Source organism: Rhizobium albus (assembly GCA_030160035.1).
GTDB classification, from domain to species: domain Bacteria; phylum Pseudomonadota; class Alphaproteobacteria; order Rhizobiales; family Rhizobiaceae; genus Georhizobium; species Georhizobium albus.
The window spans coordinates 1,173,593-1,200,170 of sequence record BSNO01000003.1 but is presented as its reverse complement, the minus strand read 5'-3'; the positions used below and the strand labels follow the sequence as shown (position 1 = coordinate 1,200,170).

Below are 26,578 nucleotides of genomic sequence, written 5' to 3'. Positions count from 1 at the left end.
TACTGCGAAGGTCGAAATCCAATCCGCGACGTGCTGCGTAACACTCGTTTGGCTCCACAAAACCGGGGTCGAGTTGGGGGCCGTCAGCCGAGGATGCGATGAACAATCTGGGCGATCTTGAAATATTTGCGCGCGTCGTCGCAGCCGGCAGCATGTCGTCTGCCGGTAGAGAACTCGGTTTGTCGCCGGCCGTGGTCTCGAAACGACTGCGTCGCCTCGAAGATCGCCTGGGCACGCGACTTCTGCAGCGCACCACGCGGCAAATCTCACTGACGGAAGCGGGGCATGGCTTCTACGAGCGCGTTCTGGCCATTCTGGCCGGGATCGAGGAGGCCGAAGCCTTCGTCTCCAGACGTTCGGCACTTGCTCGCGGCACGCTGAAGGTCTCCGCGCCCACGTCGTTCGGACGCATGCACATTGCGCCCCACATCAACAGCTTCATGCAGGCCAACCCGGATCTCGCCGTCAATCTGGTGTTGTCGGACGAATTCGTCGACATTGTTGGCGACGGCTATGACGTGGCGATCCGCATTGCCGAACTGTCGGATTCGAGCCTCGTCGCGCGCAAGCTCGCGCCTGTGCAGCGCATTCTCTGCGCTTCTCCCGATTACATCGAGCGGATGGGCGAGCCGAAGAAGATCGGCGAGCTTGATCGTCACGTCTGCATCCCGTCGCACAACAGCGAGCCCTGGAAGATGGAGGGACCGGACGGCGCGCTGATCTACCGGCCGCTCGGGCCGCTTGCCACCAATTCGTCCGAAGTCGTGCGCGAATGCGTCATCGGAGGCGTCGGCATCGCCCTTCGGTCGACATGGGATGTCGGTCACGAATTGGCGAGCGGCCGGCTTGTTCGCGTTCTGCCCGACTATGAAGGATCGCGGAACGTGGCGATCCATGCCGTCTATGCAAGCCGACGATTCCTGCCGGCCAAAATCCGCGTCTTCATCGATTTTCTTGCAGCCCTGTTCGGACCGACGCCCTACTGGGACCTGCCGAAACCACAGGTGGCCGATCTTGCGGCGCTGCGGAAGAATGCCGTGAAACAGGCGGAGGCGGCATCGGCCGCCAAGGCCACGGAACAGGCTGCTGCGGCACAGGCTGATGGCAAGGCCGCTGCCGAGTAGCTTTCGCGGCTTACATCGAATCGCTCAGATATCGTAGTCGCCGTCAGAGGTTTTGCCCTTGGCGGCGTCTTCGTCTTCACGGCGATGATGCTGGCGAATGCCGCGCACGATCAGGAAAATGATCAACACGATGACAGGCACGGACAAACCCGTCACCAGAGCAGGATCGATCGGCAAGCCAAGATCCGACAGGGCCTTGGCGAGATAGGAAACGAGCCCAACGACGTAATAGGAGATGGCTGCGACCGAGAGCCCTTCGACCGTCTGCTGAAGGCGCAATTGCAGTTTTGCGCGGCGGTTCATGGAATGCAGCAGCGCCGAGTTCTGCTTCTCGAGCTCCACGTCGATCCAGCTTCGAAGGAGCTGCGTGGCACGCGCCAGCTTGCGCGACAAATTGACCTGGCGTTCTTCCACCGACCGGCAGGTGCGCATTGCGGGAGCCACGCGGCGTTCCAGAAACGCGCCCCAGGTGTCGTAGCCGGGCACCGCCTGTTCGTGCAGCGCCTTGATGCGCTCGAGCACGATGCCGTCATAGGCGCGGCTCGCACCGAAACGGTAGAGACCGGCTGCGGCATTCGCTTCAAGTTCAGCGGCAAGACGCGTGATGTCCGTCAGCATCGCGTCTGCGTCTTCGCGCGCGTTTTCCCGCATCTTCTGCGTGATCTCGGTCAACCTGTCTTCGATGCGCCGAATTTCCGGCGACAGGGTTTGGGCCTGCGGCAAGCCCAGCATGGCAAGCGTTCGATAGGTTTCGATCTCGATCAGGCGCTGGGTCAGCGCACCGGCTCGCGCCGGCGACAGACCCTTGTCGAGCACGAGAATGCGGGTCAGCCCGTCCTTGTCCTGCCGGAAATCGGTCAGCGCCGCAGCGCGCCCGTCTTCCACCAGCGAATAGCAGAGGCTCGACGGATCGAAGATGCGAATTGCCTGCGCTTCCTCCTCGTCGGTCCATTTGCGGATTTCCAGCCGAACGCCGGAAATGAGGCTGCCTGGAGGATTGAAGCCGTCGCCGAAGGGATGGCCGACGAGTTCGCCGTCGAATCGATCCGGCACTGGCCCTTCCCAGGCGTAGGTCGAAAACTCCGTATGGCGCTCCCATCGCAGCATGCCCTGCCCCCAGGACAAGGTGTGATGCCGGGCATCCTTCTGCGGTGCGGACAGGCCACGGGCTCGGATCAGATCAGCGAGAACGGCGTGGTCGACGCTCGCCCCGCCATCGGTCATGAAGGCCAGCTGAACGATGACGCGGGGCGTTTCCAGAAGCGGCGATGGGCGCGCGTGGATCTCGCCGAGCGCCTTGGCACGCTGCGGTGCGACCGGAAAACCAAAACTGCCCCTGCTCAACTCAGCACCCTCGAGACCACGAACCCAGGGTGCACTATCGGCGTCGCTGCGCGATTGAGCAAGGGGCCGAACCGAAACACAACTGGCAAAGATTATTGACCACTGGCTGCTTCAGTTGATAGTTTCAGCGCTGACCAGGCGCCGACGGTGCGCGGCGGAGCGACGTCCCATGAGTTCCGACATTTTCAAGAGCATCGACCACGCGCGCACGGCGGATGCCGTGGTGCTGCAGATCGAGCGACTCATCCTGGAAAGCGTTCTGCGCCCTGGGGATCGCCTGCCGGGTGAGCGCGATCTCGCTCAACAGCTCGACGTTTCCCGGCCGATCCTGCGTGAGGCGCTGAAGGAGCTGGAGCTGCGCGGGCTCGTCCATTCACGCCATGGCGGCGGCACCTTCGTTGCCGACATCGTCGGCCAGATCTTCGCGCCGGCGCTTGTGCAGCTCATCGGGCGGCACCGGCGCGCGACCGAGGATTATCTCGAATATCGTCGCGCCATGGAGGGCATGACGGCGGAGCTTGCAGCACGGCGGGCCACTGCAGCGGATCGAGCACAGCTGTCTGCGCTGGTCGACACGATGCGCGAAGCCCACGGCCGCGCCGACTTCGCCGAGGAAGCCGAGCTCGACGTCGAACTGCACGATGCTGTCGGCGAAGCGGCGCACAATATCGTGCTGCTCCATACGCTGCGGTCCTGCTACCGGCTTCTCGCCGACGGCGTCTTCTATAATCGCGCCCTGATCTACGGGGTGCCGGGTGCCCGTGACACTCTTCTCGATCAGCATTGCGCCATCGCCCAGGCGGTGATCGCAGGCGATCCCGACCGCGCCCGCAAGGCGGCGCAGGACCATATCGATTTCGTATCCAAAACCATGGAAGAAGCCGAGCGCGTGGACGATTGGGAACAGATCGCCGCCATGCGCCTGAAGCAACGCCGCGCCCCGAAAGCGGCCAAGGCACAAGCCATGATCGCCAACAAGGAGGCCGCCGAGTGAGCCTGAACGTCCCCACCACCACTCCGCGGGTGGGCCTTTTCGTCACCTGCCTCGTGGATCTTTTCCGGCCGAGCGTCGGCTTTGCGACGATCAAGCTTCTGGAATCGGCAGGCTGCACGGTGGACGTGCCACGCGCGCAAACCTGCTGCGGCCAGCCAGCTTATAATTCCGGCGACCGCAAGGATACCGCCGACATTGCGCGCCAGGTGATCGAGACCTTCGAGGGCTTCGACTATGTGGTCGCGCCCTCGGGGTCCTGCGCGGCGATGCTCAAGAAGCACTATCCGGAGCTTTTCGCCGGCGATCCGGTCTGGGAGAAGCGCGCGACAGACTTCTCGACCAAGGTCCACGAACTCGTTTCGTTCCTCACCGATATTCGCGGGATGACCGACGTTCCGGGCTCCTTCGACGGGACCGTGACCTATCACGATTCCTGCTCGGGACTGCGTGAACTGGGCGTGCGAAGCCAGCCCCGCGCGCTGCTCGGCTCGATCGACGGTCTTGATCTCAAGGAACTGAAGGATGCGGATGTCTGCTGCGGCTTCGGGGGCACCTTCTGTGTGAAGTACCCGGACATCTCCAACGCCATCGTCACCAAGAAGGCAGCCAATATCGAGGCGAGCGATGCCGATCTGCTGCTTGCCGGAGATCTCGGCTGCCTGATGAATATGGCAGGTAAGCTGAAGCGCCAGGGCGCGAAGACAGAAGTGCGGCACGTGGCGGAAGTGCTGGCCGGCATGACCGACACACCGCCCATCGCCGGATCGGGACGCTGACCATGCAACTCACCTCGCACGAATTCAAACAGAACTCCGTCAAGGCGCTGGCAGACGTGCAGCTGCAAAAGGCGCTGCGCAATGTGGAGAAGAACTTCATCGAAAAGCGGGCGAAGGCGGCCGAAGCCCTGCCCGAATTCGATGCGCTGCGCGACAATGCCAAGGCGATCAAGGATCACACGCTCGCCCATCTCGACCTCTATCTGGAGGAATACGAGAAGCGGGTGACCGAATCCGGTGGTCACGTGCACTGGGCGGAAAATGCCGAGGATGCGCGCCGGATCATTCTCGAGATCTGCCGCAAGCGCAATGCGAAGACCGTGACCAAGGGCAAGTCGATGATCTCGGAAGAGATCCATCTCAACGACTACCTGAGCGAACACGGCATCGAGCCCGTCGAGACCGATCTCGGCGAATACATCATCCAGCTGCGCGGCGAGCATCCGAGCCACATCATCGCGCCGGCGGTTCACCTGAACAAAGATCAGGTCGAAGCCGATTTCCGCCGTGTCCACACGCATTTGGAGCTCGATCGTGACCTGACCGAACCGGTGACGCTGCTTGCCGAAGCACGCGCGGTGCTGCGCCAGCGCTATTTCCAGGCCGACGTCGGCATTACCGGCGCAAATTTCCTCGTCGCGGAAACGGGCTCCTCGGTCATCGTGACCAATGAGGGCAATGGCGACATGACGCAGACGCTCGGGCGCTGCCACGTCGTCGTCGCCTCGATCGAGAAGATCGTGCCAACGCTCGAAGATACGAGCCAGATCCTGCGGGTGCTCGCACGCTCGGCGACCGGCCAGGAGATGTCGGTCTACACCACCTTCTCCACCGGCCCGAAGCGCGCAGAGGACCCCGATGGTCCGGAGGAATATCACGTCGTGCTGCTCGACAATGGCCGCACGGCGATGCTCGGCACCGAATACCAGGAGATGCTGCGCTGCATCCGTTGCGGCGCCTGCATGAACCATTGTCCGGTCTATCACGCCGTCGGCGGCCATGCTTACGGCTCGGTCTATCCGGGACCGATGGGCGCGGTGCTGACCCCATCGCTCAACGGCATCGACAAGGCAGGCCATTTGCCGAATGCCTCCACCTTCTGCGGGCGCTGCGAATCCGTCTGTCCGATGCGCATTCCCCTGCCGAAGATGATGCGGCACTGGCGCGAGGACGAGTTCGAGCGGCAATTATCGCCGAAGCCCGCTCGCTTCGGCCTCGGGTTCTGGGCCTTTTTCGCCAAGCGGCCGGCGCTCTATCGCGCTGCCGTGTCGATCGCGATGCCGATCATCGCGAAGCTCGGCGGCGACCGCCACCGGCTGAAGAGCCTGCCGCTCGCCTCAGGCTGGACGACCCATCGGGACTTGCCGGCGCCGGAAGGCAAGACGTTCCAGCAGCAATACGCAGCGCGTGCAAAGGCTGAACACCATGGCTGATCAAGCAACCGCACGCGCCGGAATCCTCAACCGGATACGCGCCGTCAACGGCCGCACGACGTCGGATGCGGACCGCCGGAAGGTGGTCTCGGAGCGTCTCGGCAATGCGCCGCTCGGCGTCGTTCCGCAACGCGGGCAATTACCGAAGGACGCGCGGCAGGCGCTGTTCATAGAAAAGGCAGAGGCCGTGCAGGCGACGGTGGAAAGGGTGCCCAGCTATGCCGCCCTGCCCGATTGCGTCGGACGGTACCTGCGCGAACGCAATCTCCCTGCGGCCATTCGCATCGGCAGCGATCCGCGTCTGCGGAGCGCGGATTGGCAGGCTGCCGCATCTTTGAGCGTCGTCGATGGGCCGAGCGACGGCCTGGACATGGCTGGTCTCAGCCATGCAATCGCCGGCGTGGCCGAAACCGGAACCGTCGTGCTCACAGCCGGCGCCGACAATCCGACCACGATCAACTTCCTGCCCGAATATCATCTTGTCGTCATCGATGGCGCCGATATCGAAGGCGACATGGAAGCGGTTTGGCGGCGGGTGCGTCAGATGTTCGGCAAGGGCAAGATGAGTCGCGTCGTCAATTTCGTGACGGGACCGTCGCGATCGGCCGACATCGAGCAGACGCTGCTTCTCGGCGCCCATGGCCCGCGCGCGCTGCACATCATCGTGGTCGATTCCGGCGGCTGACGATGGGGATCGAGCTCGCAGAAGCCTGTGCGCCCGATGGTCTTCGCATCTACGCCATCGGCGACGTCCACGGCTATGCGGATCTCCTTCGTGCCATGCACCGGCGCATCGACGAGGATTTGCGGTTTCGGCCTGCGAAAGACTGGCGGATCGTCCATGTCGGCGACTATGTCGACCGGGGGCCGGATTCGAAGGGCGTACTCGATTTTTTGATCGGTCGCATGGCACAGGATGCCCGCATCATCGCGCTTCGCGGCAACCACGACCAGGCGATGCTCGACTTCCTAAGCGAGCCTGACCCCGCCAGCATGTTTGCCACCAATGGCGGCGAGGAGACGGCCCGCTCCTACGGGGTCACGCTCGCCACTGATGGCGATGACGTCTTTCTCGCCAGCGCCGATCAGTTCATCAACGCGCTGCCGTCGATGCACCGACGCTTTCTCGAGCAGAGACCCTATTCGGTGTCCTTCGGCGATTTCTTCTTCTGCCACGCGGGTATCAGGCCGATGGTGCCGCTGGAAGCGCAGACACCCGACACACTCATGTGGATCCGCCGCGAGTTTCTCTCTTACGAGGGGCTGCATCCAAAAATCGTCGTCCATGGCCATACGCCGCAGGAGGAAGCAGACCTGCGGCCAAACCGGATCAATATCGACACCGGCGTCTATGTGCGCGAGAAACTGACCGCGCTGATCCTCGAAGGTGACGCAAAAAGCATCTACACGGTCCATCGCGCCAAGGGTGAGCTGGGAGGCTGACATGCCGCTCCAAAATCGGGTCGATCCGTTCGGCGCGATCCATGCCCATCCCGCGCGGGGGCTGTTCATGGGCAATCGCGGCGGCCGTATCCACGATCCCCTGACGCGCACGCTGACGCACCGTCGCTTCGCATCCAAGGCCTGGATCATCTGCCTTTGCGCCTTTCGCGGGAGACAGCGGACCGTGATGGGTGACAGCTATACGGAGCTGTTCTTCCTCGACGAAGCGACTGCACTGGCGGCGGGTCACCGACCCTGCTTCGAATGCCAGCGATCGCGCGCTGAAGCATTTGTCCGCTGCTTTGCAATCGGCAACGGCCTGGCGTCGGCGAAGGCTGGCGGGATGGACGCCGTGCTCCACAGCGAGCGGCTCGGCAATCCTGTGCGTCGCCGCTTGCACTTGCGCGATCTTTCCTCATTGCCGGACGGCAGCCTCGTCGAAATCGCAGGACACCCTTGGCTGGTTCAAGGTGGCAAGCTTCTGGGGTGGTCGTTCGATGGGTATCGGGACCTGCCAGTTCCAGACGTCGGGGACGGTGCCATCCTGACGCCACCATCCACGCTTCGAGCACTTGAGGCAGGCTACAAGCCCGCGATCCATCCTTCCGGGCTCGCGGACGCCACTTGAGTTCCAAGCGCGCCTCATGCATGGCGTTGGCATGCGCGCCAATTTCAGACTGCAACGCCTCTTCGTCGAAGCTGACCTCGCCGACCAGCAATCCCTGCCGCTCGACAAGGACCAGACGAATTATCTCTTGAACGTGCTTCGCCTCGGCGAAGGCGCCGAAGTGCTCGCCTTCAACGGGCGTGACGGCGAATGGCTTTGCCGGCTGACCTCGCCTGCAAAAAAGCGCGTCGAAATCGTGCCCGTCGAGCAGGTGCGTCCCCAGCCCGCCCCGCTCGACTTGCACTATCTTTTCGCGCCGCTGAAGCAGGGGCGGCTCGACTACATGGTGCAGAAGGCGGTCGAGATGGGTGCCGGCATTCTGCAGCCGGTGCTGACGCAGCACACGCAGGTTCACCGCGTCAACGTCGAGCGTCTGGCGGCCAATGCGCGCGAAGCGGCCGAGCAGTGCGGCATCCTCGCTATTCCGCAGGTTCGCGAACCGCTGAAGCTTGAGCCGCTGCTCACCGGCTGGGACCATGAGCGCCGGATCGTCTTCTGCGATGAAGGAGCCGAGACGCAAAATCCCGTCGCGGCTTTAAGCGCGATTGCCGAGACGCAACTGGCGCTGCTCGTCGGGCCGGAAGGCGGGTTCTCGGAAGATGAGCGCCGCATGCTCCATGCGCTGCCCTTCGTCACCGCTATTCCGCTGGGGCCACGGATCCTGCGGGCGGACACCGCAGCCGTCGCGGCGCTTGCCGTGCTGCAGGCGACGATTGGCGATTGGCGCTAGGCTCGGACGGTACGAAAGGCCTAGCCCTCTTTCCTTCCGTTGACAGCGGGTTCAATGATTTTTGCTTGCGCTCCGCGCGCCTTCTGGTTCAAGCAGCGAGCATCCCGCTCGGCAAGATCGGGGCGGCCCAGATAAACACCCGCAGAGAGCTTCATGGCACGCGACACGACCGACCTGACGCCGATCGCCTCCAAGGCCGAGCTCATTTCCCATCTCGCAGACGGATCGAAGCCGGAAACCGATTTCCGCATCGGCACCGAGCACGAGAAGTTCCCCTTCTTCATCGACGGCAACACGCCCGTTCCCTATGAGGGCGAGCGTTCCATCAAGGCGCTGCTCGACGGCATGACCCGGATGCTGGGCTGGGAGCCGATCATCGACGCCGGCAAGATCATCGGTCTCGTCGAGCCGACCGGCCAGGGTGCGATCTCGCTCGAACCTGGCGGCCAGTTCGAACTCTCCGGCGCGCCGCTCGAAACCATCCACCAGACGTGCCGGGAATCGAACGCTCATCTGGCGCAGCTGCGCGAAATCGCTGAACCGCTCGGCATCCGCTTCCTGGGCCTTGGTGGCAGCCCGAAATGGTCGCTGGCCGAGACGCCGCGCATGCCGAAATCGCGCTACGACATCATGACGAACTACATGCCCAAGGTCGGCAAGCAGGGTCTCGACATGATGTACCGGACCTGCACAATCCAGGTGAACCTCGATTTTTCAAGCGAGACCGACATGCGCCGCAAGATGCAGGTCTCGACCAAGCTTCAGCCAATCGCGACGGCGCTCTTCGCCAACTCGCCCTTCACGGAAGGTAAGCCGAACGGCTTCCTTTCCTGGCGGGGCGACATCTGGCGGGATACGGACAATCAGCGTGCGGGACTCCTGCCCTTCATCTTCGAGCCGGGCTTCAGCTTCGAGCACTATGTCGACTGGGCGCTCGACGTTCCGATGTATTTCGTGACGCGCAACGGCATCTATCACGACTGCACCCACGTCACCTTCAGGCAGTTCATGGACGGCGCGCTGAAGGACGAGTTGCCGGATGGCCTGCCCACCATGGGCGACTGGGCAAACCACCTCTCCACGCTGTTCCCGGATGTGCGGCTGAAGCGCTTCATCGAGATGCGCGGCGCCGATGGCGGTCCGTGGCGCAACATCTGCGCCCTGCCCGCTTTCTGGGTCGGCCTAATCTATGACGGCCAAGCACTCGATGCGGCGGAACAGCTGACGAAAGGCTGGACGTTCGATCAGGTCAGTGCACTGCGCGACGCAGTACCGGTCCAGGGTCTCGATGCGGAGATCGACGGACGTTCGCTGCACCAGCTTTCCCGCGACCTGCTCGACATTGCCCGCAAGGGACTTCAATCCCGCGCCCGCCTCAACGACGAAGGCAATGACGAGAGCCATTTCCTTGCGCCGCTGGAAGAGATCGTCGCGCGTGGCGAGACGGCGGCGGGGCAGATGCTGTCGCTCTACAAGGGCCGGTGGAACGGCTCGGTGGAGCCGGTCTTCGACGAGTACGCCTACTGACGCCTCGGCCGTTTCGGCGTGAGCGCTTTCGGCCTATAGTTCCTGCCAAGCAGATGTTTGGGAGGACGACCGCCGATGATGCCGATCTACGACATGATGCAGCAGGCCGCCAACGGCCATGCCACCGCCGAGATGGCCCGCCGATTCGGCCTTTCGGAAGCGCAGGTCGCGCAGGCGATGGCGGCGCTCGCGCCCGCGTTTTCGGCGGGACTGAAGCGTAATACCGCCGGCTCCGCACCGATGGCATCCTTTCTGTCAGCGCTCGCCGATGGTCACCACCGACGCTATTTCGAGGACGTGCAGGCTGCGTTCACACCGCAGGGCGTGGAGGAAGGCAACGGCATCCTCGGCCATATCTTCGGGTCCAAGGATCTCAGCCGCCGGGTTGCGGAACAGGCGGCATCGGCGACCGGCATCGGCCAGGACATCTTCAAGCAGATGCTGCCCGTGCTTGCCTCCATGGTCATGGGCGGGCTCTACACCCAGGCGAACGAGCAGATGGCGCGGGCGCAAAGCCAGATGTCATCCGGCCCCGACGTCTTCGGCGACATGCTGAAACAGATGATCCGCTACCAGGCGGCTGGGCGGGACGACCTGCCGGAACCGAAGCCGCAATCGACGTCGCCCTTCGACAACCCGGTGTTCGGGAATTTCAACGACATGATGGACACGATGTTCGGCCAGTATTGGACATCGGACACCGAGCCGCCGCCGGAAGCAGACGAACCGCCACCTGAGCAGACGCCTGGCGACCAGAAGACTACGCTGGACGGTTTGTTCGGCGAGATGTTCGATGCGGGACGCGAGGTACAGACCGGCTACGCCAAATCCATGGACCAGATCTTCGACCAGTATCTGGATGGCATGAAGCGCCAGACCTGATGGTCAAGCCTAAGACGACGCATGCCCCGCTCGGTGCGGGGCATGCGCTGTGCGCGGTTCTCGGGGCAACGAGAGCACCGCGCTGGACGGATGGGGCAGGCCGTCCGTCGAACGTCACGCCCGCGAGCGAATGCGCGTGCGCCGCTGCCACGCAGAGCGCGACAGATGCTGCGACGGGTCGTCGTACCAGGGACGCTCGAGCGAATTCAGGAGATCGCCGCGCGTGAGGCCGATATCGGCCAGTTGCTCCTCGGTGAAGTCCTCCAGATACATGACCTGTTTGCGATTTCGCAGAGCGCGGAACACGGCAAGAAGACGGTATGCCATCGCTTTCAGAACCACCGAAGCAGTGATCCGTGCGGGGGCGATATCGAGATCGGGGCGGGTTTCGATCGTCTTCATGGCAGTGCTCCTTCGCGCCGGTTTCCAGCCGGCGACCGATGATGGAGAGCAGTTTTCGTTCGGGCAGCGTGTGCTCTCTTGACGTGCCCGGTCCGCTTGCTCGAGGCCGCAAAAATCCGCCCGACGCGGAGCCATTCTTGAAATGGACCCCGTCGGTTGTGGCGGCTTTCCGTGATCACGAGTGTGAACGCTGAGAGTGATCGCAGAATCGCATTGATCGTTCCAGCGAATGTTTCTAATGATAAGCATCAATCTTTATGATGCGGACGACGCCCATGCCGGCCCCCCTCGATATCGATCAGCTCAAGACCTTCGCTGCCATCGTCGATGCAGGTTCCTTCACCCGCGCGGCCGACAGCGTTCACAAGACGCAGTCGGCCGTTTCCATGCAGATGCGCAGGCTGGAGGAGCGGATCGGCAAGCCGCTCTTCGTCAAGGACGGGCGCACGAACCGTCTGACGGAAGACGGCGAGAAGCTGATCATCTATGCGCGGCGCATGCTGCGCCTGAATGAGGAGACGCTTGCCGCCTTCGACGAGAACCGCCTGGAAGGTTTGCTCAGAATCGGCACGCCGGACGATTATGCCGACCGTTTCCTGCCGGAGATCATCGCGCGCTTCGCCAAGTCAAACCCGAATGTCGAACTCTACATCGTATGCGAATCCTCCAATGATCTCGGCGAGAAGATGGCGCGCGGCGAACTCGACATCGCGCTGGTGACGCACAATCCGCGCGTTCGCCAATCGGAGGTGGTGCGTACCGAACCGCTTCACTGGGTGTCTTCGGCCAACCACACGGCGCATGAGACGACGCCGCTGCCGCTTGCCGTCGGACGGCGCAATTGCCAGTGGCGCCAGCTTGCCTGCTCGGCGCTCGATTCGGTCAATCGCGAGTATCAGATCCTGTTCACCAGCTGGTCCTCGACCGTTGTCGCCTCTGCGGTGCTCGCAGGTCTTGCCGTATCGCTTTTGCCCGAAGCGGCGCTTCGGCCCGGCATGCGTATCCTCTCGCCGGCGGACGGTTTCCCGCCGCTGGCGCCCGCACAGATCGGCATCATGCGCCGGCCCGGCGTCCCGGCATCGCTGATGAACGCGATCAGCCAGCACATTTCGGCAAGCCTCGACAACATCACGCCGATGCCACTCGCTGCCATGGAGGAGAGCGACCAGGGCTTCGTGCAGATGCGCCCGCGCCAGCGCAATGGCCATCTGATGCCGGGCTGGTAGGCCGCATCGCTTGACCCTCTCGAAGCAACCGGGCGCAATGGTGCGATGAGCGACTTTTTCAATATCAATTCTCCGACGGCATCCCAGGCCGTGACGAATCTGACGGAATTCACGGTCAGCGAGATTTCGGGCTCAATCAAACGCACTGTGGAAGATGCGTTTGGCCATGTGCGCGTGCGCGGTGAAATTTCCGGCTATCGCGGTCCGCATTCTTCTGGCCACGCCTATTTCTCGCTGAAGGACGATCGTTCGCGCATCGAGGCCGTGATCTGGCGCACATCCTTCGCCAAACTTCGCTTCAAGCCCGAGGAAGGCATGGAAGTGATCGCGACGGGCAAGGTCACGACTTATCCCGGCTCATCGAAATATCAGATCGTGATCGAGGCGCTGGAGCCCGCCGGGGCCGGCGCGCTGATGGCGCTTCTGGAAGAGCGCCGGCGCAAGCTTACCGCCGAGGGGCTGTTCGAGGATGCGCGCAAGCGTGTCCTGCCCTTCATGCCGATGACCATTGGCGTCGTGACATCGCCGACCGGTGCCGTCATCCGCGATATCCTGCACCGCATCCGTGACCGCTTCCCCGTGCATGTGCTCGTCTGGCCGGTGCGGGTTCAGGGCGAGACCACCGGCATGGAAGTTTCCAACGCGATCAACGGCTTCAACGCGTTGCCGGCCGGAGGTGCCATCCCGCGGCCCGATGTCCTGATCGTCGCCCGAGGCGGGGGGAGCCTTGAAGACCTCTGGGGGTTCAACGACGAGATCGTCGTGCGCGCGGCGGCGAGTTCCAGCATTCCCTTGATTTCGGCGGTGGGCCACGAGACGGACTGGACGCTGATCGATCATGCGGCCGACCGCCGTGCACCGACGCCGACCGGCGCTGCGGAAATGGCCGTGCCGGTCAGGGCCGATCTCGAAGCCGGGCTCGCCCAGCTTTCGGCCAGGCTTTCGGGCTGCATGTCGCGCCACCTCGACCAGCGGCGGCAGGTGTTGCGGCAGACGGCGCGCGCCCTGCCCTCGATCGACACGCTGTTTGCGCTGCCCCGGCGGCATTTCGACGAGGTTTCCGCGAAGCTCGGTCGCGCGCTGGAACTGAACACCTTGAACAAGCGCCGGGCCTTCGAGGCGCGGGCAAGCCGGCTGACACCGACGACGCTCGAGGCCCGCATCAAGGATCGACGCCAACGGGTTGCTGATCTCATCACCCGGGGGGAGCGCATCGTCGAGCGCCGGCTCGACCGGACGCGCTCAGGCCTGACGAGAATCGAATCCCAGCTCAGCCTCCGCCCCATCGAATTGCGCATCGAACGGTTGTCCGAGACGGTGGCCACCCGGCAGGAGCGTGCCGACAGGGTGATGGCGCGGCGGCTCGAGCGCCTGCGCAGCCAGATGGTCGAGCAGTCGCGCGTGCTCGGCTCGCTCAATCCGGACAATGTGCTGAAGCGCGGTTATGCGATCGTGCGCGATGAAACGGGGCAAGCCTTGTCGCTTGCTGAACAGGTCAATTCCGGCCAGCGCCTGTCGCTGAAATTTGCCGACGGGACGGTGGATGCGCTCGCCTTGGACGGCTCCGCACCGAGGAAGCCGGTCAGAAAGGCGCCTGCATCCGAGGGCGATGCGATCAAGCCGAAACAGGGATCACTGTTCTAAAGCAGTTTCGCGTTTCTTCGAATAAGTTAACGGCTCTAAGTTTTTGATTTGTCGCGTTTCCGGCGGTGAACCGGTATCCACTTCACCTGGAAACGCTTTAGCGGTTCCCGCGATCGGACCCGTTCCCCTCAATGAGCGGCGGGGGCTTCCTTCTTTCCGCGAAACGCATTCGCGATCGGCGTGAGCACGCGTGTGACCACCGGCACCAGCAGCAAGCCAAGCGCGAGACCGAACACGCCGTCCAGCGCTGCGGTGACGATCCAGGTGACTGCGCCTTCAGCCGCCGGCACGAGCGCCCCCGCGCCATGCGCGATATCGTGGATGACATGGCTGAGCGCTCCAAACCCGAACTCTTCGAGCCCGTGAAGCACGATCGAGCCGCCGACCCACAGCATGGCGGCAGTACCTATGGTGGAGATCGCCGTCATCACGCTCGGCATGCCCTTGACGATGCCGCGCCCGATGGAGCGCGTGACCCCGAGCCTGCCGACCTGCGCAAGCTTCAACCCGAAATCGTCGGCCTTCACCAGGAGTGCTACGGCGCCATAGACGAGTACGGTAATGCCGATGGCGACAAGCGCGAGCACCACGCCACGCGAAAGGACGCCTTGCGCTTCGATCGCGGCGAGCGCGATCGTCATGATTTCAGCAGACAGGATGAAGTCGGTCTTGATGGCGCCCGCCACGCGCTCTTTCTCGAGATGTGCGGCATCGATCGTCTCAGCGTGTTCCTTCCCCTCTTCATGCGGCGCGAAGAGATGCAGGATTTTTTCGGCGCCCTCGAAGCAGAGATAAGAGCCGCCCAGCATGAGCAGTGGCGTGATCAGCCACGGCGCGAACGTGTCGAGCAGCAGCGCTGCCGGCAGCAGGATGACCAGCTTGTTGAAGATCGATCCGCGCGCGATTTGCCAGACGATGGGCAGTTCACGGGCGGCCGGAAGGTCCTGGACGTATTTTGGCGTAACCGCCGCGTCATCCACGACGACGCCGAGCGACTTCGCTCCGGCCTTTGCCGTATCATCGATCACGGCGCCGGCGACCTTGACGCCGACGCGCGATGCCTGCGCGGTGATGTCATCCAATTGCGCTGCCGCAAGCTTGGTCAGGGCCGCGACGTCATCGAGAAGTGCCAGCAAACCGCTCATTCGCGTCTCACGGATGGTGAAATTGAAGGTCAGAAACGGGTGAAATCTAACCTATAAGTCCGGCGACGCCAGAGCGTTCCTGATAACGAGATTTTGTATGCCGCGAGCTTCCCCCTCTTTCGCCGCATCGGGGGCATCGATAGGCTTGGGGCAACGAATATCGGAGCCGACTGCGAAATGACGATGATTGCTACGCCCTATCTGCTTTTTCTCGGTGATGCCGCCGATCCTCTTGCGGCGAAGGTTGCCCAGGGCATCCGCGACTGGCGGCCGGATTTCGCAATCGGGCAATTTCGGCTGCCCGGCTGCAAGGCGGACATGCGCCTGCCCGACATGACGATCGAGGAAGCCGTGGCTAATGGCGTCAAGACGCTCGTCGTCGGCGTCGCCAATCGGGGCGGCGTGATCTCGAAGGACTGGATCGCGGTTCTGGTTCAGGCACTCGAAGCCGGCCTCGACGTTGCCTCCGGTCTCCACAACCTCCTGACGGACGAGCCTGAACTGGTGCGCGCCGCCGAGGCCAACGGGCGGTCGCTGCATGATGTGCGCGTGCCGAGCGTCGACTATCCCATCGCGAACGGCGAACGTCGGCGGGGTAAGCGCTGCCTGGCGGTCGGCACCGATTGCTCGGTCGGCAAGATGTACACGGCACTCGCCATGGAACGGGAAATGACGGCGCGGGGCCAGAAGGCGACGTTCCGGGCAACCGGTCAGACCGGCATCCTCATCACCGGCAACGGCGTTCCGCTGGATGCCGTCGTTGCCGATTTCATGGCCGGAAGCGTCGAATGGCTCACCCCCGACAACGATCCTGATCACTGGGATCTCATCGAGGGACAGGGAAGCCTCTTCCACGCCTCCTATTCCGGCGTGACGCTGGCGCTGATCCATGGCGGTCAGCCGGACGCTCTGGTGCTTTGCCACGAACCGACACGCACCCATATGCGCGGCCTGCCTTCCTATGCGCTGCCATCGCTGGAAGATCTGCGCGACATCGCCTTGAAAATGGCTCGCATCGTCAATCCCGGCTGCGTCGTTACGGGCATATCCATCAACACCGCAGCACTCGGTGAGGACGACGCGCGCCGATTGCTGGAGGACATCGAAGCGCGAATGGGCCTTCCCACCGTCGATCCCTATCGCCACGGCGCCGCACGGCTCGTCGAAGCGCTGGCCTGAGCGATGATCAAGCTCGACGTTACCGAAGATGTCTTCGCGCTGAAGGATGTCTTCACCATCTCTCGCGGCTCGCGCACCCATGCGCGCGTCGTCACCGTGAAGCTCACCGATGGCGATCTCATGGGCTGGGGCGAGTGCGTTCCTTATGCTCGCTATGGCGAGACCGTCGAAGGCGTGATTGCCGAAATCCGGCACCTTGCCGATGCGATCGCTTCCGGAAACATCGACCGGCAAAGCCTGCAGGAGCGGTTGCCAGCAGGCGCCGCCCGCAACGCGCTCGACTGCGCGTTCTGGGATCTCGAAGCCAAGCGGGCCGGACGCCCGGTTCACGAATTGGCGGGTCTGCCGGCGCCGACGGCGCTTCAGACCGCCTACACCCTGTCGCTGGCCGAGCCGGAAACGATGCGTCGGAAGGCGGAGGAGCACGCTGCTCGGCCCCTGCTCAAGCTGAAGCTCGGCGGCGAGAACGACATCGCGCGGCTCGAAGCGGTGCGCGCCGGCGCACCGCTTACGACGATCATCGTCGACGCCAACGAAGGTTGGACGACGGAGCTCTATTCTGACATCGCGCCCTACCTCCTGAAGCTCGGCGTAGCCATGGTCGAACAACCCCTGCCTGCCGGGCAGGACGCCATGCTCGGCGAGATCGAGCGCCCCCTGCCCGTCTGTGCCGACGAAAGCTGCCACGACCGCGCCTCGCTCGCCGAGCTGGAAGGGCGATACGACATGGTGAACATCAAGCTCGACAAGACGGGCGGTCTGACTGAAGCGCTGGCGCTGCGCCAAGCCGCGCGGCAAGCAGGATTTACCGTGATGGTCGGGTGCATGGTGGGTTCATCCCTTGCAATGGCGCCCGCTCTTCTCGTGGCGCAGGGGGCCGAGCTTGTCGATCTCGATGGGCCTCTTCTGCTTGCCGAGGACCGCGAACATGCCATGCATTACGAAGGCTCGATGGTCCGGCCGGCGCCGCCCGCACTCTGGGGATAATATTGCGCTGGAGAGCCTGTCCACAGCACGATCATGCTGCAATGCAGCAATATTGAGCGAAATGATCTCGCGGGATAAAGTCAGCGCAATTTTGTTGCGCTGACTTCACGGTTTGATCATCCAGTCAAAAAAAGCACGAGGCTCACGTTGCAATTCGGTTCGGATTGACGTTTGCTCCTGACCAGAACCCTACCTGATGGCCGTTTTCTCCACCAATTCGGATCGGTTCAGGCGTTCAAAAGAAAACTTCCTTCAAAACCAGTTCCAGGGGAACGCTATTATGAGTCACCTCAAGACGCTTTTGGCTACGACGATGCTCGTGGCCTGCTTCGGAGCGGCTGCGCAGGCCAAGACGCTCGTTTATTGCTCGGAAGGCTCGCCGGAAGGCTTCGACCCCGCGCTCTACACGTCCGGCACGACCTTCGACGCTTCCGCACACCCGATCTACAACCGCCTCTTGGAGTTCAAGAAGGGCACGACCGAGACCGAGCCCGGCCTTGCCGAAAGCTATGAAGTCTCCGAAGACGGCTTGGAATACACCTTCAAGCTTCGTGAAGGCGTCAAGTTTCATTCCAGCGACAGCTTCACGCCCACCCGCGACCTGAACGCCGATGACGTGATCTTCTCGTTCGATCGCCAGGGCAATTCGGAAAATTCCTACAACGCCTATGTTTCGGGCGCTTCGTGGGAGTACTACAACTCCATGTCGATGCCTGACCTCGTCGCTTCGATCGAAAAGGTCGACGATCTGACGGTCAAGTTCACGCTGACGGCACCGAACGCACCGTTCCTCGCGAACCTCGCCATGCCGTTCGCTTCGATCATGTCGAAGGAATATGCCGACCAGCTCGAAGCAGCCGGCACGCCCGAGCAGCTGAACCAGGCGCCGATCGGCACCGGCCCGTTCCAGTTCGTCGCTTATCAGGCCGATGCCGCCATCCGTTACTCGTCCTTCGACGATTACTGGGCTGGCGTAGAGCCGATCGACGATCTGGTCTTCGCGATCACGACGGACGCTTCGGTTCGCCAGCAGCGTCTGGCTGCGGGCGAGTGCCACATCATGGCCTACCCGAACCCGGCGGACCTCGAAAGCCTGCAGCAGAACGCCGACCTGACCGTCATGGAACAGGAAGGCCTGAACGTCGGCTACTTCGCCTACAACACGACGCAGGAGCCCTTCGATCGTCCTGAAGTGCGCCGCGCGCTGAACATGGCGATCAACAAGCAGGCGATCATCGACGCCGTCTACCAGGGCGCTGGCACCGTCGCCAAGGCACCGATCCCGCCGACAATGTGGTCCTACAACGACAACCTCGTCGACGATGAATACGATCCGGAAGCTGCCCGCGCGGCTCTCGAAGAGGCCGGCGTCACCGATCTTTCGATGAAGATCTGGGCAATGCCCGTTTCGCGTCCGTACAACCCGAACGCACGCCGCATGGCCGAGTTGATGCAGGCCGACTTCGATGCGATCGGCGTCGACGTCGAGATCGTCTCCTACGAGTGGGGCGAATATCTGGAGCGTTCTTCGGCTGAAGACCGCGACGGTGCTGTGCTTCTCGGCTGGACCGGCGACAACGGCGATCCGGACAACTTCCTCGCCGTTCTTCTCGGCTGCGATGCTGTTGGCGGCGCAAACCGCGCTCAGTGGTGCAACGAGGAGTTCGATGCGCTCGTCCAGGAAGCCAAGACGCTTCCGACCCAGGAAGAGCGTGCCGAGCTCTACACGCAGGCTCAGGAAATCTTCAAGCAGGAAGCCCCCTGGGCAACGATCGCTCACTCGGTCGTCTACGTTCCGATGCGCAGCGAAGTCACCGGCTTCGTTCAGAGCCCGCTCGGCGACATGACGTTCGACGGCGTCGACATCGCCGAATAAAGTCTGTTCAAAGACAGGGAGCCGGGGGCGGTGATGAGCCGCTCCCGGTTTTTGCCATGTTACGGTTCTTTCTCTCACGGCTGGCGCTGATCATCCCGACCTTCATCGGGGTTTCGATCATCTCGTTTGCGTTCATCCGCCTGCTGCCCGGCGATCCGATCATGCTGCTTGCCGGCGAGCGGGGCATGAGCGCGGAGCGCTATGCGCAGCTGAGCGCTGAAATGGGCTTCGACCGACCGCTGGTCGCTCAGTATTTCGACTACCTCATGGGCATCCTGCAGGGCGATCTCGGCACCTCGATCGTGACCCGCCGACCGGTGCTCGACGAATTCTTCACGCTGTTTCCAGCCACGATCGAGCTCGCCCTCTGCGCCATCGTGCTGGCAACGGCGCTCGGTATCCCGCTTGGCGTGCTGGCCGCAGTCAAGCGCGGCACCTGGATCGACCAGACCGTCATGGGTACCGCGCTTGTCGGCTATTCCATGCCGATCTTCTGGTGGGGCCTGCTGCTCATCATCCTTTTTTCCGGAACGCTCGGCTGGACGCCGGTTTCGGGCCGCATATCGCTGCTGTACTTCTTTCCGCCCGTCACCGGTTTCATGCTGATCGACAGCCTCTTGTCGGGTCAGGACGGCGCTTTCCTGTCGGCGCTCAGCCATCTGATCCTGCCGACCATCGTGCTCGCAACCATTCCGCTTGCCGTGATTGCGCGCCAGACACGCTCCGCCATGCTGGAGGTTCTCGGCGAAGATTATGTGCGGACCGCGCGCTCGAAGGGACTGTCGCCACGGCGCGTCATCGGGCTCCATGCGCTGCGCAACGCCATGATCCCGGTCGTCACCACGATCGGCCTTCAGGTCGGCGTGCTGCTTGCCGGCGCGATCCTGACGGAAACCATCTTCTCCTGGCCCGGCATTGGCAAGTGGATGGTCGATTCGGTCTTCCGGCGCGACTACGCCGTCGTCCAGGGCGGTCTCCTGCTGATCGCCATCATCATCATGTTCGTCAATCTTCTCGTCGACATGCTCTACGGGCTGATAAACCCGCGAATCCGGCACTAGGAAGCGGCCATGTCCCATATCGAAGCAGAAAAATCCGCCATCGACGAACGGACCGAGGCGGGAGTGCCCGAAACCGCAGCGAAGCCACGTTCCGGCCTTTCGGAGTTCTGGTACTATTTCAGCCAGAACAAGGGCGCCGTCATCGGTCTCGTGATCTTCCTGATCATCGTCGCGATCGCCGTGTTCGCGCCGCTGCTGGCGCCGCACGCGCCGACGATCCAGAACCGCGATGCATTGCTCATTCCGCCCATGTGGGAGGAAGGCGGCCGCAGCGCTTATATCCTTGGTACGGATCCCGTTGGTCGCGATGTGCTTTCGAGACTGATGTATGGCGCACGCTTTTCGCTCTTCATCGGCGTGGTCGTCGTTATTCTTTCTGTCTCGTCCGGCGTGCTGCTCGGCCTGGTCGCGGGCTTTTTCCGAGGCTGGATCGATACGGTGATCATGCGCGTCATGGACGTGATCCTCGCCTTCCCGTCGCTCCTGCTGGCGCTCGTCCTCGTTGCCATTCTCGGCCCAGGCCTGACCAATGCGATGATCGCCATTGCGCTCGTGCTTCAGCCCCATTTCGTGCGTTTGACGCGCGCTTCGGTGCTGGCCGAAAGCGAGCGGGAATATGTGACGTCCGCCCGCGTCGTCGGTGCCAGCCGCCTGCGCCTGATGTTCGTGACGATCCTGCCGAACTGCCTCGCCCCGCTGATCGTGCAGGCGACGCTCTCCTTCTCCAACGCGATCCTCGACGCCGCAGCACTCGGCTTCCTCGGCATGGGGGCCCAGCCGCCGACACCCGAATGGGGCACGATGCTGGCGGAAGCGCGCGAATTCATCCTGCGCGCCTGGTGGGTCGTCACTTTCCCGGGTCTTGCCATCCTGATCACGGTCCTCGCCATCAACCTGATGGGCGATGGCCTGCGTGATGCGCTCGACCCCAAGCTGAAGAGGTCCTGATGCCGCTTCTCGAACTTGAAAACCTCACCGTCACTTTCGACACGTCGTCTGGCCCCTTCAAGGCGGTGGATGGCGTGAGCCTCACCGTCGATGCCGGCGAAATTCTTTCGATCGTCGGCGAGTCCGGCTCCGGCAAGTCGGTGTCGATGCTGGCGCTGATGGGGCTCCTGCCCTGGACGGCGAAAATCGAAGCGGATGTGATGCGCTTCGAAGGCAACGATCTCATCGGCATGTCGGCGCGCGATCGGCGCAGGATCATCGGCAAGGATATCGCCATGATCTTCCAGGAGCCGATGTCGAGCCTCAATCCGTGCTTCACCGTCGGTTTCCAGATCGGCGAAATGCTGCGCAAGCATCTCGGGCTCGGCCGCAAGGAGCGGCGTCAGCGGTCGATCGAGCTTCTGGAACTGGTCGGCATCCCCGCGCCGGCGGAACGTCTCTCGGCTTTCCCGCACCAGCTTTCCGGCGGCATGAGCCAGCGCGTGATGATCGCTATGGCGCTGTCCTGCAACCCGAAGCTCCTGATCGCCGACGAGCCGACGACGGCGCTCGACGTCACCATTCAGGCTCAGATTCTCGATCTTCTCGTGCGGCTCCAGAAGGAGACCGACATGGGCCTGATCCTGATCACGCACGACATGGGCGTGGTCGCCGAAACCGCCGAGCGCGTGCAGGTTCAGTATGCGGGCCAGAAGGTGGAGGAGCAGCCGGTCAGGGAACTCTTCCGCGATCCGCATCATCCCTACACCGCCGCGCTTCTGGCCGCCCTTCCCGAGCGGGCGCGCGGCAACAAGCGCTTGCCGTCGATTCCAGGCGTCGTGCCGGGCCCGAATGACCGGCCGCCGGCCTGCCTGTTCGAGCCGCGCTGTAGCTTTGCGACCGACCTTTGCCGCCGCACCGTGAAGCGCCAGCCGGCGTCACTCGGGCTCGCGCTCTGCAATTACCCGCTCGTCGATGGCGTACCGCAAGGCCATCCGGCGCCTGCAGCAGCCTTGGCAGAACGGCAGGAGGAACTGATTTGAGTGAGCTTGTCCTTCAAGGAACCGACCTGCACCGCCACTACGAGGTCAAGCGCGGCGCCTTCAGTTCACCGGCGACGGTCAAGGCGCTGAATGGCGTTTCCTTCAGTCTCGAAGCCGGCAAAACGCTTGCCGTCGTGGGCGAATCCGGTTGCGGGAAATCAACGCTCGCCCGCCTCGTCACGATGATCGAGACGCCGACCGAGGGCGAGCTCAAGATCGACGGCATTCCCGTCACCGGGCCAACTGCAGAATTGCGCCGCAAGGTGCAAATCATCTTTCAGAACCCTTACGGCTCGCTCAACCCACGCCAGAAGATCGGAGCGATCCTCGAGGAGCCGCTGAAGATCAACACCAGTGACGATTCCGCGACGCGCCGCCGCAAGGCACACGAGATGCTGGCGCGCGTGGGCCTGCGTGCCGAGCACTACGAGCGCTATCCGCACATGTTCTCCGGTGGTCAGCGCCAGCGCATCGCCATTGCGCGCGCGCTGATGCTCAACCCGAAGATCCTGGTTCTGGACGAGCCGGTGTCCGCGCTCGACGTCTCGATCCAGGCGCAGGTGCTGAACATCCTGATGGACCTGCAGGACGAGCTCGGCCTCGCCTACCTCTTCATCAGCCACGATCTGTCGGTCGTGCGCCACATCGCCGACGACATCATGGTGATGTATCTCGGCAAGCCCGTGGAATTCGGCACTGCCGAGCGCGTGTTCTCCGATCCGCAGCATCCTTATACGGCGGCCCTGCTCTCGGCGACGCCGATGGCCGATCCCGAGCGGCAGAAGGAGCGCATTCCGCTTACGGGCGAACTGCCCTCCCCGCTCAATCCGCCGCCCGGCTGTCCGTTCAATCCGCGCTGCTGGCGCGCCGAAGACAAGTGCCGGCGCGAGATGCCGCCATTGATGCCGGTTGAAGGCCGCGATGCCGCTTGCTTCTTCCCGCTGTCGATGGAAAAAAGCGTCGCGGCCTAGAACGTTGCCAGTTTTTAGCGGAGGACCGAGCCATGAAGCGCAAGACACTGACGCAGTTTCTCATCGAGCAGCAGCGGAAGGAAGAAGCGCTTCCGGCACAACTGCGCCTTCTGATCGAGATCGTCGCGCGCGCCTGCAAAGCGATCAGCCATACGATCAACAAGGGAGCGCTTGGCGGCAATCTCGGCTCGCTCGACAGTGAAAACGTCCAGGGCGAGGTGCAGAAGAAGCTCGACGTTCTCGCCAACGAGTTTCTGATCGACGCCAACGAGTGGGGCGGCCATCTCGCCGCCATGGCGTCCGAAGAGATGGACACCATCCATCGCATTCCGAACCGCTACCCCAAGGGCGAATATCTGCTGGTCTATGATCCGATCGATGGCTCCAGCAACATCGACGTCGATCTGTCGGTCGGCACCATCTTCTCCGTGCTTGAGGCGCCAGCCGACGCATCGGGCCGCGAAATCCGCGAAGAGGACTTCCTGCAGCCGGGCACGCGCCAGGTTGCTGCCGGTTATGCGATCTACGGTCCGCAGACCCTTCTGATCCTGACGGTCGGCACGGGCGTCTACGAGTTCACGCTCGACCGCGAGATGGGCTCCTGGGTCCTGTCCGACGAGCGGCTTCGGGTACCGGAAACCAGCGCCGAGTATGCCATCAACATGTCGAACCAGCGGCACTGGGATGCGCCCATGCAGCGCTATGTGGACGAGTGTCTTGCAGGCAAGACCGGCCCGCGCGGCAAGGACTTCAACATGCGCTGGACGGCCTCGATGGTCGCCGACATCCACCGCATTCTGAAGCGCGGCGGCATCTTCATGTATCCCTGGGACAAGCGGAAGCCGGACATGCCGGGCAAGCTGCGCCTGATGTACGAGGCGAACCCGATGGGCTTCCTGATGGAGCAGGCAGGCGGTGTGGCAACCACCGGCTACGAGCGCATCCTCGACGTGCAGCCTGAAAAACTGCACCAGCGCGTCAGCGTCATCATGGGGTCGCGCGAAGAAGTCGAGACCGTCGCCGCCTATCACCGCGAAGCGAGCGAGAGCACGCGCGACCGTGCGTGAGCGCGAGCGGCTGACGGAGCGTGCCCGCGCGCTCTCCCACACGCTCGTCGGGTGGCCGAGCGTCACCGGCACGCCTGACGAAGCGGCCTTTGCCAGCCGGTTGCACGGGCTCATCGCCGAGCACCCGTACTTCAAAGCCAATCCCGCCGATCTCACGCTCGCCCCGATCGAGGGCGATCCCAACGGCCGGGCCAATGTGCTGGCGCTCGTGCGGGGTTCAGGAAGTCGGACCATCATCCTGGCTGGCCATTTCGATGTCGTGCCTGTCGATGACTATGGCGACCTCTCGGAGCTTGCGGGATCACCGGATGCGCTGCGGGAAGGCCTGATCGCACGGCTCGAAGCCACTGGCGGCTATCCCCAGGCACTTGCCGATCTACAGAGCGGCGAATTCGTGCCCGGTCGCGGTATGCTCGACATGAAATCCGGCGTGGCGGCAGGGCTTGCCGTGCTGGAGCAGTTTGCAGAAAGCGACGATCGCATCGGAAACTTGCTGTTGATTGCGACGCCGGACGAGGAGGAAAACTCTGCCGGCATGCGCGCGGTCTCGGCCATGCTGCCCCAGTTTTTGCAATCACGTGGACTTCAGCCCATCGTCGCTCTCAATCTCGATGCGACCTGCGATGCCGAGACGGGTCAAAACGGCCGGGTCGCAACCTTCGGCACGATCGGCAAGGTGCTTTTGAGCGCGTTCGTCGCCGGCAAGGATGCCCACGCCTGCTACCCGTTCGACGGCATCAACGCGGCCTATCTTGCGGCGGAGCTCGCGATCGAATTCGAATGCGCGCCGGCGCTGGGCGAGATGACGGGCGACGAGGTCGCCGCGCCGCCAACGGCGCTGTCGCTCAAGGATGCAAAGAGCGTCTACAACGTCACGACGCCGGGACGGGCCTGGCTTTACTGGAACGTGCTGATGCACCGCCGGCGCCCGGAAGACATCATCGTCATGGCGCGCGAGATGGCTGGGGCTGCTGTTGCCCGTGCTGCCAGTCGCATGAAGGAGCGCGCGGCTTCGTTCAAGCTTTCTGCAAGCCCGCTCTGGGACGACGTCTCGATCCTGACCTTTGCCGAACTGCGCGAACGTGCCCGAGCCGCCAGTCCCGAGTTCGACAACCAGTTCGATCAGGCGGCGGCGGAACTGGAGCAATCGGGCTTCGACCTTCCCGAGCGGTCACGCCGGCTGATGGAACTGACGCTGGATGCAGCACAGCTTCCGGGCGCCGCCGTTGTGATCGGGATCGCATCGACACCCTACCCTGCCATCGCATGGCCATCGGACGAAGCCGCCGCGCTTACACGCAAGATAATCGAGGCCGCGATGGCGAGGATCGCAGTGCAGGAAGAGCTGTCGGTGGAATCCCGCGAGTTCTTCCCCGCCATTTCGGACATCAGCTTCCTTGCGCGCAACGCCTCGGCAAGCCTCGAGGGTATCCGGGAGCAAATGCCGCTCTGGGGGTCTTCGATCCGCTTTGCCGAAGATGCGGGCTATCCGCCGATCCCAACCGTGAATATCGGCCCATGGGGTCGCGACTATCACCATTTCCTGGAGAGGACCCACGGCGACTACACGTTTCGCGTTCTGCCAGATCTCTTGGCAACCGTGATCGACGATGTCCTGAGGGCTTGAACCCTCAGCGTGGGCTTCCAGTTCAGTTCCAACAAAAAAGCCCGGGCGAAAACCCGGGCTTTTCGAATTTCCGTCCTTGAGGACCGTCTTAGTTGACGGAGTCCTTGAGGCCCTTACCGGCAGAGAACTTGGGAACGTTGCGTGCCGGGATGTCCACTTCCGCGCCAGTCGAGGGGTTACGGCCCTTCGAAGCTTCGCGGCGCGATACCGAAAAATTTCCAAAACCAATGAGGCGCACGTCGCCACCCGACTTCAATTCGCCGGTGATGACTTCGAAGACGGCCTCAACAGCGGAGCCCGCCTCGGTCTTTGCCATGCCGGTCTTCTCGGCGACGGCAGCGACGAGTTCATTCTTGTTCATGTTTCCACCCCTTTCCAATTGGTACGAAACGTTTCACTGAAACTGGCTCGGCATCCTAGTCCAGACGCCTGGCAATCGAATGCCAATCGCACGGAAAAGCCCGGTTTTCCAGCGTTTTCAGCATATCACTACGAAAAAACCG

The 26,578-nt window shown here is 63.0% G+C and carries 24 protein-coding genes and 1 pseudogene; 21 read left to right on the top strand and 4 right to left on the bottom strand.

Annotation, left to right across the window (positions count from 1 at the left end):
* Positions 1–98: 98 nt before the first annotated feature.
* Positions 99–989, top strand: a pseudogene (locus QQL76_RS13420) (LysR family transcriptional regulator); the annotation flags it as partial.
* Between the two features lie 159 nt (positions 990–1,148).
* Here QQL76_RS13420 and QQL76_RS13415 read toward each other — a convergent pair.
* Positions 1,149–2,468, bottom strand: coding sequence for a DUF3422 family protein (locus QQL76_RS13415; RefSeq protein ID WP_499208066.1), 1,320 nt, complete (start codon positions 2,466–2,468; stop codon positions 1,149–1,151).
* 169 nt (positions 2,469–2,637) lie between these two features.
* On the opposite strand from QQL76_RS13415, the gene QQL76_RS13410 reads away from it, so the two are divergent.
* From QQL76_RS13410 to QQL76_RS13370, 9 genes are all read left to right on the top strand, one after another.
* Positions 2,638–3,462, top strand: coding sequence for an FCD domain-containing protein (locus QQL76_RS13410; protein WP_499208065.1), 825 nt, complete (start codon positions 2,638–2,640; stop codon positions 3,460–3,462).
* Positions 3,459–4,238 (top strand): (Fe-S)-binding protein, encoded by a 780-nt coding sequence (locus QQL76_RS13405; protein WP_499208064.1) that lies wholly within the window; start codon positions 3,459–3,461, stop codon positions 4,236–4,238. Before QQL76_RS13410 ends, QQL76_RS13405 begins: the two co-directional genes overlap by 4 nt.
* Positions 4,239–4,240: 2 nt before the next feature.
* Positions 4,241–5,671, top strand: a complete 1,431-nt coding sequence (locus QQL76_RS13400; protein ID WP_499208063.1) for a lactate utilization protein B — start codon at positions 4,241–4,243, stop codon at positions 5,669–5,671.
* Positions 5,664–6,356: a LutC/YkgG family protein gene (locus tag QQL76_RS13395; RefSeq protein WP_499208062.1), complete on the top strand. Its 693-nt coding sequence runs from the start codon at positions 5,664–5,666 to the stop codon at positions 6,354–6,356. Before QQL76_RS13400 ends, QQL76_RS13395 begins: the two co-directional genes overlap by 8 nt.
* Before the next feature lie 2 nt (positions 6,357–6,358).
* Positions 6,359–7,114, top strand: a complete 756-nt coding sequence (locus tag QQL76_RS13390; protein ID WP_499208061.1) for a metallophosphoesterase family protein — start codon at positions 6,359–6,361, stop codon at positions 7,112–7,114.
* A 1-nt stretch (position 7,115) separates the two neighbouring features.
* On the top strand, positions 7,116–7,742 hold the full coding sequence (locus QQL76_RS13385) for a hypothetical protein (RefSeq protein WP_499208060.1): 627 nt from the start codon (positions 7,116–7,118) through the stop codon (positions 7,740–7,742).
* Between the two features lie 31 nt (positions 7,743–7,773).
* Positions 7,774–8,511: a 16S rRNA (uracil(1498)-N(3))-methyltransferase gene (locus tag QQL76_RS13380; RefSeq protein WP_499208059.1), complete on the top strand. Its 738-nt coding sequence runs from the start codon at positions 7,774–7,776 to the stop codon at positions 8,509–8,511.
* A gap of 153 nt (positions 8,512–8,664) precedes the next feature.
* A complete protein-coding gene (locus tag QQL76_RS13375; protein ID WP_499208058.1) occupies positions 8,665–10,038 on the top strand; it encodes a glutamate--cysteine ligase in 1,374 nt (457 codons plus the stop codon).
* 75 nt (positions 10,039–10,113) lie between these two features.
* Entirely contained in the window at positions 10,114–10,920 is an 807-nt protein-coding gene (locus QQL76_RS13370; RefSeq protein WP_499208057.1) for a DUF937 domain-containing protein, read from the top strand.
* 114 nt (positions 10,921–11,034) lie between these two features.
* On the opposite strand, the gene QQL76_RS13365 is transcribed toward QQL76_RS13370, so the two are convergent.
* The gene (locus QQL76_RS13365; RefSeq protein WP_499208056.1) at positions 11,035–11,322 is read right to left on the bottom strand and encodes a DUF1127 domain-containing protein; all 288 of its coding nucleotides are present in this window, start codon (positions 11,320–11,322) and stop codon (positions 11,035–11,037) included.
* Positions 11,323–11,597: 275 nt separating this feature from the next.
* Here QQL76_RS13365 and QQL76_RS13360 point away from each other — a divergent pair, with 275 nt between their 5' ends.
* Positions 11,598–12,548 carry a LysR substrate-binding domain-containing protein gene (locus QQL76_RS13360; protein ID WP_126010679.1) on the top strand — a complete coding sequence of 317 codons (951 nt, stop codon included), beginning with the start codon at positions 11,598–11,600 and terminating at the stop codon, positions 12,546–12,548.
* A 45-nt stretch (positions 12,549–12,593) separates the two neighbouring features.
* Positions 12,594–14,192 carry an exodeoxyribonuclease VII large subunit gene (xseA, locus tag QQL76_RS13355; RefSeq protein WP_499208055.1) on the top strand — a complete coding sequence of 533 codons (1,599 nt, stop codon included), beginning with the start codon at positions 12,594–12,596 and terminating at the stop codon, positions 14,190–14,192.
* 128 nt (positions 14,193–14,320) lie between these two features.
* Here the strand turns inward: xseA and QQL76_RS13350 are convergent, their stop codons facing one another.
* Positions 14,321–15,337 (bottom strand): DUF808 domain-containing protein, encoded by a 1,017-nt coding sequence (locus QQL76_RS13350; RefSeq protein ID WP_499208054.1) that lies wholly within the window; start codon positions 15,335–15,337, stop codon positions 14,321–14,323.
* Between the two features lie 183 nt (positions 15,338–15,520).
* Here QQL76_RS13350 and dgcN point away from each other — a divergent pair, with 183 nt between their 5' ends.
* The 9 genes from dgcN to QQL76_RS13305 all read left to right on the top strand — a co-directional run bounded on the left by dgcN (position 15,521) and on the right by QQL76_RS13305 (position 26,075).
* Positions 15,521–16,516, top strand: coding sequence for an N-acetyltransferase DgcN (gene dgcN / locus QQL76_RS13345; protein ID WP_499208375.1), 996 nt, complete (start codon positions 15,521–15,523; stop codon positions 16,514–16,516).
* Between the two features lie 3 nt (positions 16,517–16,519).
* Entirely contained in the window at positions 16,520–17,503 is a 984-nt protein-coding gene (gene dgcA, locus QQL76_RS13340; RefSeq protein WP_499208053.1) for a dipeptide epimerase, read from the top strand.
* Between the two features lie 280 nt (positions 17,504–17,783).
* Positions 17,784–19,379 (top strand): ABC transporter substrate-binding protein, encoded by a 1,596-nt coding sequence (locus QQL76_RS13335; RefSeq protein WP_499208052.1) that lies wholly within the window; start codon positions 17,784–17,786, stop codon positions 19,377–19,379.
* Positions 19,380–19,435: 56 nt separating this feature from the next.
* Positions 19,436–20,440, top strand: coding sequence for an ABC transporter permease (locus QQL76_RS13330; protein WP_499208051.1), 1,005 nt, complete (start codon positions 19,436–19,438; stop codon positions 20,438–20,440).
* A gap of 9 nt (positions 20,441–20,449) precedes the next feature.
* On the top strand, positions 20,450–21,388 hold the full coding sequence (locus tag QQL76_RS13325) for an ABC transporter permease family protein (RefSeq protein WP_499208050.1): 939 nt from the start codon (positions 20,450–20,452) through the stop codon (positions 21,386–21,388).
* A complete protein-coding gene (locus QQL76_RS13320) occupies positions 21,388–22,410 on the top strand; it encodes an ABC transporter ATP-binding protein (protein ID WP_499208049.1) in 1,023 nt (340 codons plus the stop codon). The genes QQL76_RS13325 and QQL76_RS13320 overlap by 1 nt, the downstream gene beginning before the upstream one ends.
* Positions 22,407–23,381, top strand: coding sequence for a peptide ABC transporter ATP-binding protein (locus tag QQL76_RS13315; protein ID WP_499208048.1), 975 nt, complete (start codon positions 22,407–22,409; stop codon positions 23,379–23,381). The genes QQL76_RS13320 and QQL76_RS13315 overlap by 4 nt, the downstream gene beginning before the upstream one ends.
* A gap of 32 nt (positions 23,382–23,413) precedes the next feature.
* Positions 23,414–24,448, top strand: coding sequence for a class 1 fructose-bisphosphatase (locus tag QQL76_RS13310; protein ID WP_499208047.1), 1,035 nt, complete (start codon positions 23,414–23,416; stop codon positions 24,446–24,448).
* Complete coding sequence (locus tag QQL76_RS13305) at positions 24,441–26,075, top strand: M20/M25/M40 family metallo-hydrolase (RefSeq protein WP_499208046.1); 1,635 nt, start codon at positions 24,441–24,443, stop codon at positions 26,073–26,075. The genes QQL76_RS13310 and QQL76_RS13305 overlap by 8 nt, the downstream gene beginning before the upstream one ends.
* 88 nt (positions 26,076–26,163) lie before the next feature.
* On the opposite strand, the gene hupB is transcribed toward QQL76_RS13305, so the two are convergent.
* The gene (hupB, locus tag QQL76_RS13300; RefSeq protein ID WP_126010689.1) at positions 26,164–26,436 is read right to left on the bottom strand and encodes a DNA-binding protein HupB; all 273 of its coding nucleotides are present in this window, start codon (positions 26,434–26,436) and stop codon (positions 26,164–26,166) included.
* Positions 26,437–26,578: the final 142 nt, after the last annotated feature.